The 9,617-nt window shown below is 41.4% G+C and carries 10 protein-coding genes; 9 read left to right on the top strand and 1 reads right to left on the bottom strand.

The genetic code is table 11. The annotated features are described in order from the left end of the window. Positions 1 to 71 precede the first annotated feature (71 nt). The 8 genes from AB6811_RS13725 (at position 72) to AB6811_RS13690 (ending at position 6,491) form a co-directional block, all read left to right on the top strand. On the top strand, positions 72 to 464 hold the full coding sequence (locus AB6811_RS13725; RefSeq protein WP_369491188.1) for a hypothetical protein: 393 nt from the start codon (positions 72 to 74) through the stop codon (positions 462 to 464). A gap of 46 nt (positions 465 to 510) precedes the next feature. Then, entirely contained in the window at positions 511 to 729 is a 219-nt protein-coding gene (locus AB6811_RS13720) for a hypothetical protein (protein ID WP_369491187.1), read from the top strand. 19 nt (positions 730 to 748) lie between these two features. Beyond that, positions 749 to 1,678, top strand: a complete 930-nt coding sequence (locus tag AB6811_RS13715; RefSeq protein ID WP_369491186.1) for a 5'-nucleotidase — start codon at positions 749 to 751, stop codon at positions 1,676 to 1,678. Between the two features lie 136 nt (positions 1,679 to 1,814). Continuing rightward, positions 1,815 to 2,048, top strand: coding sequence for a hypothetical protein (locus AB6811_RS13710; RefSeq protein ID WP_369491185.1), 234 nt, complete (start codon positions 1,815 to 1,817; stop codon positions 2,046 to 2,048). A gap of 80 nt (positions 2,049 to 2,128) precedes the next feature. Beyond that, positions 2,129 to 4,237, top strand: coding sequence for an ATP-dependent DNA helicase RecG (gene recG / locus AB6811_RS13705; protein WP_369491184.1), 2,109 nt, complete (start codon positions 2,129 to 2,131; stop codon positions 4,235 to 4,237). A gap of 160 nt (positions 4,238 to 4,397) precedes the next feature. Then, complete coding sequence (locus AB6811_RS13700; RefSeq protein WP_369491183.1) at positions 4,398 to 5,216, top strand: DUF3108 domain-containing protein; 819 nt, start codon at positions 4,398 to 4,400, stop codon at positions 5,214 to 5,216. Between the two features lie 678 nt (positions 5,217 to 5,894). Continuing rightward, entirely contained in the window at positions 5,895 to 6,305 is a 411-nt protein-coding gene (locus tag AB6811_RS13695) for a hypothetical protein (protein WP_369491182.1), read from the top strand. Positions 6,306 to 6,359: 54 nt separating this feature from the next. After that, the gene (locus AB6811_RS13690) at positions 6,360 to 6,491 is read left to right on the top strand and encodes a hypothetical protein (RefSeq protein ID WP_369491181.1); all 132 of its coding nucleotides are present in this window, start codon (positions 6,360 to 6,362) and stop codon (positions 6,489 to 6,491) included. Between the two features lie 4 nt (positions 6,492 to 6,495). Here AB6811_RS13690 and AB6811_RS13685 read toward each other — a convergent pair whose 3' ends face one another. Continuing rightward, entirely contained in the window at positions 6,496 to 7,371 is an 876-nt protein-coding gene (locus AB6811_RS13685) for a ChaN family lipoprotein (RefSeq protein WP_369491180.1), read from the bottom strand. An 87-nt stretch (positions 7,372 to 7,458) separates the two neighbouring features. Between AB6811_RS13685 and AB6811_RS13680 the strand changes: the two genes are divergently transcribed. Then, a complete protein-coding gene (locus AB6811_RS13680) occupies positions 7,459 to 9,267 on the top strand; it encodes an AMP-dependent synthetase/ligase (RefSeq protein ID WP_369491179.1) in 1,809 nt (602 codons plus the stop codon). Positions 9,268 to 9,617: the final 350 nt, after the last annotated feature.

The following is a 9,617-nucleotide window of genomic DNA, read 5'->3' as shown; positions in this document are numbered from 1 at the left end:
TCAAAGAACTATTTTCCCCTATATCCTATTCTGTATGAGCTATTCCTATCCTTTTGCTTAACTAAACGACATTGAATGAATTATCTTGGATAACAACAACATTTTTTGGCAAGTCAATTGTTGATTCATTTAATTTTGAAAAGGATCAACAATGGTCAGGCTGCATTATTGACGATAAATTAATAGAATTTTATAAATCACTTTATATTGATAGTAAAGATTCAGAGATAGCGAGATTAGAATATTTAGAGAAATCTGGTATATTAATAAAATATAATGTCCCATTAAAGTCTAAAGTTAATATGATGCATTATGCCATAGATTGGCCAAAGGGAAATAAAACGAACCCTACAGAAGATACAATCAAAACTGCTTTTATGAAGCACAATAAATCAATTGATAGTGAAGAAGTAAAAATTAAAATCGAAAATACAATTAAATTTTTAAATTATAGTTTAAAGTAATGCTATTAAAATTAACCTGTTGGATCTCAAATATAAATTAAAAAATATGAATACATCGGAATATTGGAAAATTAAAAATGCCATCCGTGGCTTTTATGATTTTACTGGCTTCCAGTGTCCATCAGTTAACACGGCAAACACGCTCCTGGCTTACGCCCTACGGCCATTTGGACACATTTTGCTTGTAACGGTTTTTGCAAATGCAAAAAAATGCGCCAGTCCTGTTGTCCCGCAAAACGACGTGTATTTCAAACATTGGGTATAATTTTTTAAAAGTAGACACCATGGCTTATCCAATTGACAAAAAATTAGTTGTAGGAATTTCTGCAAATTCTCTTTTTGATCTGAAAATTGAGGATGATATTTATAGAACAAAAGGATTGGAGGCTTATAGAAAATTTCAGATTGAAAACAAAAAAGAAATTCTCCCTAAAGGAGTAGCATTTCCATTTATCAGAAGATTATTGCATATCAACGACATTTATACTTCTGAAAAGCCAATAGAAGTAGTTCTTCTTTCAAAAAATAGCCCTGAAACAGGTATAAGAATTTTTAATTCCATAAAGCATTATAATTTAGATATAACAAGAGCAGCATTTATGTCTGGAAAACCTGCATATGAATACATCCCTGCTTTCAATATTTCGCTTTTTTTGTCAACAAGTGAACGAGACGTTGAATTAGCTTTACAATCAAAATATGCAGCAGGTAGGGTTATTAGAACTAAAATTATAGATGAAGAGGATGTTAGTGAATTGCGAGTGGCATTCGATTTTGATGGTGTTATAGCTGATGATGAAGCTGAAAAAGTTTATCAAAAGGAAGGAATTGAGAAGTATTATGAGTATGAGACCCTACACAGCCAAGAAGCTCTTAATCCAGGCCCCCTGGCTGATTTCTTTAAAAGAATTTCATTCTTTCAGAAATTAGAAACAAAGAAAGAAACTGAAGACCCAAGCTATAAGAAAATTTTAAAAACAGCAATTATAACAGCAAGAAATGCCCCTGCTCATGAAAGAGCTGTTAACACACTAAACAGTTGGGGAGTTACAGTAGATGAAATGTTTCTTTTAGGTGGTGTCGAAAAGAAAAGAATTCTTGATACCATGAAACCTCATTTGTATTTTGACGATCAATTAATACATCTTGACGATAAAATTCAAAACATTCCATTGGTTCACATCCCTTTTGGGATTGGAAATAAAAAAAACTAAACCATCTCGCCTGCACGGATTTGCATTTCGCGCCAACCGCATGTGGCTAACCCACAGTTATTTACAAAATAAGCAGTAATCCAAAAACTTTTTGGCCCAACTTTTGTTAGTAGGTTGAGTGTAAACAAAAATTTTTATGGAAACGCTCAATAGTTCTGAACTACGCCAACGCCTGTACGACTACTCAAACCAGGTTGGTTTCGATACCCAAAAGGATTCGTTCCGTGAGGTAATCTCATTCCTTATCGATATTGACCAAAACTTTTTATACACACTACTAAACCCCGAGGAGGTTAGGTATTTGGCCACCCACCGCGATGTTGAGGAGAGGCTAAAACGGCAGCTGGAGCAAGTGGTAGAATCGCTGTAGCACTCATCGTCAAAATAGTATTAAGGGGAAAGTTTTCCCCTTTTTTATTTTTTGCTTACTTTGTGGTAAGCATTTCAGGTATGGGAAACATTCTCGACTCCGAAATAATGTACTTGCCGGGTGTTGGCCCCAAGCGTGCCGAGCTGCTCCAAAAGGAGCTGAATATATACACCTTTGGCGATTTAATCACCTTTTACCCGTTCCGTTACATTGACCGAACAAAAATCAACAAAATATCGGAGATTACCGATGAGTTACCCTATGTACAGGTTGTTGGGCGTGTTATCAGCATTTCAGAGGCTGGCGCAGGTCGGCACCGTAGGCTAACAGCCATTGTAACCGACGGCACGGGCCGAATGGAACTTGTTTGGTTCCAGGGCATAACGTGGGTTCTTAAACGGTTAAGACCTAACGTTGACTATCTGATATTTGGCAAGGCAACAAGGTTTGGCGCCCACTTTAGCATTGCCCATCCCGAGATGGAAATTTATAATCCTCAGCAGGATGTTATTACCGGGTCGCTACAGCCGGTTTACTCCACAACGGAAAAGCTTAAAAACAACCACATCACATCCAAAACCATAATGGGATTTGTTCAAACCCTAATCCCAATGGCGATTGGAAAAATCACCGAAACCCTTCCACCCTTCATCATTGAGCAAAACAAGCTAATGACCCTACCTGAAGCCTTACGCAACATTCATTTCCCGGCAAATACCACTCTGCTCCACAAGGCGCAGCAACGGCTTAAGTTTGAGGAGCATTTTTACATTCAGCTTAGTATCCTAAGCCGCCAAAAGGTTCGTCAAGCCAAGGTTAACGGTCATGTTTTCAACCATGTGGGAGAGATGTTTAACCGGTTCTACCATGAACGGCTACCGTTTCCGCTAACCGAGGCCCAGAAACGGGTAATAAAGGAGATTCGCCGCGATATGCTTAGCGGTAAGCAGATGAATAGGCTGCTACAGGGCGATGTTGGTAGCGGCAAAACCGTGGTTGCGCTGATGTGCATGCTGCTTGCAGTTGATAACGGATACCAAGCCTGCATTATGGCTCCCACTGAGATACTTGCCAACCAGCACTATGAATCAATCACTGCACTACTGGGCGATTTACCGGTAAAGGTGGGTTTACTAACCGGCAGTACCAAACGTTCAGAACGCAACAACCTGCATCAGTCGCTTGAGGCGGGCGAACTCAATATCCTTATTGGCACCCATGCGCTACTGGAGGATGTGGTTAAATTCAAGAACCTTGGTTTTGTGGTAATTGATGAGCAGCAACGGTTTGGCGTTATGCAGCGTGCTAAGCTCTGGGAAAAGAATAGCGACCCACCCCATGTGCTGGTAATGACAGCCACCCCAATCCCCCGCACGCTTGCCATGACCCTTTACGGCGATTTGGAGGTGAGCGTAATTGATGAGTTACCTCCGGGTCGTAAACCCGTTAAAACATTACACTACACCGATGCCAAACGTAACCTTGTTTTTGCGCTTATGAAAGAGCAGATTAAAAGGGGCCGACAGGTTTACGTGGTTTATCCGTTAATTAAAGAATCGGAGAAACTTGAGAATTTGAAAGACCTTGAGGATGGGTACGAGAGCATTGTTCGGGCATTTCCACCTCCAGAGTATGTAACCGTGGTAGTTCACGGACAAATGAAGCCCGAAGACAAGGACTACTCCATGAACCTCTTTGCACAGGGCAAAGCCCACATAATGGTGGCAACCACCGTGATTGAGGTGGGAGTTAATGTTCCCAATGCCACGGTAATGGTAATTGAGAGCGCTGAACGATTTGGGCTGTCGCAGCTACACCAGCTCCGCGGACGGGTTGGCCGGGGAGCCGATGAAAGCTACTGCATACTTGTTTCGCAGGTTAAGCTAACCAAGGAATCGCGCAAAAGACTGGAAACCATGGTTACCACAAACGATGGGTTTAAGATTGCCGAAGTTGACCTTCACCTTCGTGGCCCCGGCGATATTGCCGGAACTATGCAAAGCGGAATGCCTTTCGACCTCAAAATGGCCAACCTTGCCACGGACGGACAACTCATTCAACACGCCCGACAGGTAGCCAGCGAGATTCTTGACCACGACCCCTTACTGGAGAATCCGCGCAACTCCATCATGAAGGAACAGCTCAGCAGGCTAGAGTTTCATCGGAACGATTACAGCGGAATATCATGAAACACCCATGTAAGGCAACTTGCACAAACACATTTGAACAACCGAGCGTTTTTTGCGAGCTCGACGAAGTCAAACTATGGGTGTTCCATCCGCTCGATAAAGTTTATTAAAAGCAAGACTGTAAAGTGTTATTAATTATCAATATAAATATTTCGTACGGATGAAACTTTACAGGTTAATCCTTCTTTTAACACCAATTATTACCCTTAAAGTCATTGCGCAGCAACCGGATGGCTGCAGAGTAACCAACACGGCCTTTGTGGCTGGCGAAAAGGTTTGTTACGAGGTAAGCTACACCTGGTTTTTTATTTGGACCGATGTTGGCGAGGCCTGTTTTACTGTGGATTCCGACAACCGATTTGGTAAAACATTGCTACACCTTAAAGCAACAGGTAAAAGTTACTCATTCTACGATTGGTTCTTCAAGGTTCGAGACCTTTACGAATCGTGGGTTGACCCTGTGAGTTTATCTCCACACTACTACAACCGCAATATCTACGAGGGCGGTTTTACTAAGGAAAACGAGTACTGGTTCAACCAACCCGGCGATAGCGTAAAAATTCGGGTACGCCGCAAGGGCGGGCCTAACAAATTTGTTTCGGTTAAATCGCCCGGCTGCCTTTTTGATGTGGTTACCGCTATTTACTACTCCCGATGTTTGAATTTTTCTGGCATTAGGCAGGGTACTGTTTTCCCGGTAAACGTATTGATGGACGAGGAGATTTTTAACGTCAAGTACAGGTACTTAGGCAAAGATGTGAGGAAAGTAACAGGGATAGGTAAAATGGCCTGCCTGAAATTTCAGGTCGATTTGGTGGCAGGCGATATCTTCTCAACAAACCAAAAATTGCTGGTTTGGGTCACCGACGATGCAAATAAGCTACCAGTTTACATTGAGTCGCCCATACGTGTTGGGAGCATACAGGTACGACTAAAATCGTACCAGGGGCTACGACACAAACTGGAAAGTAATAATTAGCTGAAACCTTGCATTAAAGCATCGTTTTAATTGATCTCCATTTCACTACTGTACGATTAAAAATCTTAATCCTACCGTGACAGCCTCGTAGGGGCGTAATATTTGTAACACCATGACTTTACACTCGAATAGCGATGCACGCTATGGCATTCCATAGAGCAACACTGAAACGTTGCATCGCAACAGGAGAACATTCCAAAGAGCAAAAAGTGATAAGGCAATGAAGACACAAAGAGATGCTTTGGCTAGGCTCAGCATGACAACCGTCTCATGAACCGAGCAACAGCATACATCACAGAGTTACACTATGCATCACGTTGTTACACAGAGCGTGTGACATATTATTCACGAAAAACGATTCACTAACAACGAACAACGTTCCCAGCCCTGTAGGGGCGTAATATTTGTAACACAATGGCCACTCCCACATGAATAGCGATGCACGCTATGATACTCCAAAGAGCAGCAGTGAAACGTTGCATCGCAACAGGAGAACATTCCAAAGAGCAAAAAGTGAATAAAGAATGAAGACGCAATATGATACTTCGGCTAGTTCAGCATGACAAATTTTTGAGTAGTATTTTCATACCTCACCAACTCCATACAACAAATTAGAGGTTAAAAAGCCAAACGGTACAATTTTTGTATAAATTTGCAGAAATACTAATGAAAAACTCAATGAAAGCAAAATTTTTCCTCATTTCAGCGTTAGGATTGTCAACCCTTTTTGGATGTATTGAGGGCGATAACTATGTAAGGTTTAACGATTATGTAACCATGGAAGCAGGATTACTGCCCGATACAATGATATTAAACGAACCATACAACCTTCAAATAAGGGCATCGGCACCAAATGGCTGCTGGTATAATGTTAAGGTTTACCTGGACGTTAAATCCGATTCTGCATACTTTTTCAGCGCATTAGCCACCTACGAGAATCATGGTGAGCCATGTACCCAACAACTGGTTACTCACGACACAACAATAACCATAACACCCAAAGTGGCAAAAACTCACCTAATGTACTTTTACAATCCCACTGGAGATCCTCAAATTAGGATTGATACTATTTACATTAAAGCCGAATAGCCGGTTAGGGTAAAACCCCTCATGGTTGTAGTATAGGTAAAAGAAACTATAGCCATGGAAACCAATCTGGATCGATACTCTGAATACGAGAACAACCTGCTAAACAGAGTAACAACCCTGCTGATAATTGTAGTTATTACAGCTATTTTAGGGTTAGTTTGCGTTGAAAACTTCCTGCTCAGGTAAGGGATTAGTATGTTCGGGTCATTCGTTCGGGTACAACTATGACAAAATCGGCAATGCCCATATTTTCCTTTGCCAAAGCATTGACATCATCCTGGGTTACAGTTGCAATTGTCACAATTTTCAGGTTCGGCATTTTTCGCTTAACATACCAGCATATTCCCTCGTAGTTGTTAGAGTGGTAAGAACCATGAAAATGTAGAAAAACCTTACCGCTACTAGTGTTTCGGGTTATATTATATGCCATAGTTGCATCCTTAATGGCCTGTGCCATTGGGAAATATTCGGGGTTCGATTTCCCTTTACCGGGCATTCCCATCATACTGAGCATTCCCTTATAGCATCCCAGGTTTGGGTCATACTCTACTGGCAAAGGGGCAATGAATGATTTTGCCATTACTGATAGAGATTGTAGCGTATCAAAACCACCTGCCGAAACCATAGCAGCATAGCGGCGAGGAATATTTGTAGCAACAAATTTTAAACCTTTGCTTTTAGCAAATTCAACCAGTGGCTTATAGTCGGTTTTATAGTTGGGCCACAAACGAGCTTCGGCTTCGAACCGTTGCTGGCTAATTAAGCCACCAAGATACTCATCCAGAATAAGTTGATTATCGGCTTCAAACATCTCAGCACCCAGTATTATATTCCCTTTTGTGGCTTCAAAAACATCAACCGTTAATTCCAGCTCAAGCCAATGCGCTATAGGGTTGTCGTGCAGCTCTCCAAATAGCAATAAGTCAGAATTTTTTACTGCACTTACAACACTCTGGTAAACAACCTTATCCCCTTTCCCATTGAAGATGGTGTAGGCGTACTTGTCCTGTCCGAAAACGTTTACGGAAATTAAACAAACGATTAAACAAAAGAATACTTGTTTCATAGAAATTAGTTTATATTTGTCGCCGGGACTAAATTAACCTTTTTCTGAGCAAATAGTTCAAATAAGTAAAACTTTATCTGATAAAGCATGGAAATTAAAAGAACTTTTGACATTCTTGAAGCAGGCAAGGACACCTATGAGAACAGAACAGTAATTGCTGTAAAGAAAAATGGGGTTTGGGATGAGTACACCATTGAGCGATACTCACAAATGGCTCACAACCTCAGCTATGGCTTGCTGTCCATGGGGCTTAGGCCTGGCGATAAGGTTGCAAACATCAGCGGCAATCGGCCTGAATGGAATATTGTTGACATGGGTATTACCCAAGCCGGAATGGTTCATGTGCCCATTTACCCAACAATTAGCACCGATGAGTACAAATACATTCTAAAGCATGCAGAGGTAAGAGCCATTTTTGTAGGCGATAAGGCCTTGTACCAAAAGCTTCAACCCCTTACCGCCGACCTCGAGAATTTTATTGGGATATTCTCAACAGTAGAAAATGGCGATATCCGCAGCTGGAACGAAGTGCTGGAGCGCGGCAAACAGACTGCACATGAATGGGTTGATGAGCTTTTCAAGATAAAAGCATCGGTTCAACCCGATGATATTGCTACAATAATTTACACTTCGGGCACAACAGGCGTTTCAAAAGGGGTAATGCTTTCACACTCCAACTTCCTGAGTAATGTTGAAGCCTGTAAAGGACTATTCCCCCTTGAAAACGGCGACATTGCCGTAAGCTTTCTTCCATTAAGCCATGTATTTGAACGCATGGTGAACTATTACTACCAAAGCATAGGGGTAAGTATTTACTATGCCGATAACCTTGCCACCATTGGCGATGTAATTAAAGAGGTTAAACCCCATATTTTCATGACTGTTCCCCGCATGCTTGAGAAAACATTCGACAAGATAATTGCGGTTGGAAAGGATTTAACAGGGCTAAAGAAACAGATTTTCTTTTGGGCAGTTAACCTTGGCTACAAGTATAACGAGGTACGCAATAGCTGGTACTACCGTATTAGGCTTAACCTTGCCCGCAAGTTAATTTTTTCAAAGTGGCAAAAGGCGCTTGGTGGAAGACTTAAGCTTATCATTAGTGGAGGAGCCGCTCTTCAACCCAGGCTCATGAGGGTATTCTGGGCTGCTGGCATTCCTGTTTTTGAGGGATACGGACTTACCGAAACCTCGCCTGTAATTGCAGTTAATCACCCTGCTTCACCCGGCAACATTAGGATAGGCTCAGTTGGCCCTGTAGTGCCTAATGTAAAGGTAAAGATAGCCGACGACGGCGAAATATTAATGCAGGGCCCCAGCCTGATGAAAGGTTACTATAAGGCCCCCGATTTAACCCAAATGGCTATTGACGAGGAGGGCTGGTTCCACACCGGTGATATAGGCCATTTGGACGATGGTAAGTTCCTAACAATAACCGATAGGAAAAAGGAAATCTTTAAGCTCTCCAACGGGAAGTACGTTGCACCACAACTAATTGAGAATAAACTGAAAGAATCGTTCTTCATTGAGCAATGTATGATAGTAGGGGAAAACGAAAAGTTTGTGAGCGCATTAATTTCGCCAAACTTCAGCTTCCTGCACGACTGGTGCAGTCGCCACAAAATTCATTTTGAGAACAACGAGGAACTGATTACCATTCCTGAGGTTATTGCAAGGTACCAAAAGGAAATTACTACCGTTAATAAACAGCTCAGCGATTATGAACAAATAAAACGTTACCGCTTAGTAGCAGAGCAATGGACACCACAAACCGGCGAGCTATCTCCAACCCTTAAGCTAAAACGTAAGGTTCTGTACGAACGTTACGAAAAAATACTTGAGGAAATTTATGGCCACACCAAACAAACCGAAGTAAGAGGTGTGAACAAGGAATAATAATGAAGTATATTATATGAAATAAAAGAGGCTGTAAAGAACAGCCTCTTTTGCTTTTAAACTTCACACTATAACTGAATCACTATGGATTGAAAATCCATTGGTAAAAAAACCACGAATGGAATTCGTCTTAAACAATTGAATCATTCAATGCCAACCCTTTCGGCAATTTCACTCCAAGCCTGTCGAGGAATTTCTATCAATACTGCAAATAGATGTATCAGCGAAATCAATCCTGATATTTCGGGACTCAACATGACAAGCATCCTTAACTAGTCGACCCTTATTAACATAATAACATATTGATTGTTAATAACATAATAGGTTGTTTTCAATAAAATATTTGCAAG

The sequence above is a fragment of the Tenuifilum sp. 4138str genome, assembly GCF_041102575.1.
Taxonomy (GTDB): domain Bacteria; phylum Bacteroidota; class Bacteroidia; order Bacteroidales; family Tenuifilaceae; genus Tenuifilum; species Tenuifilum osseticum.
This window is presented reverse-complemented; position numbering and strand designations above follow the sequence as displayed.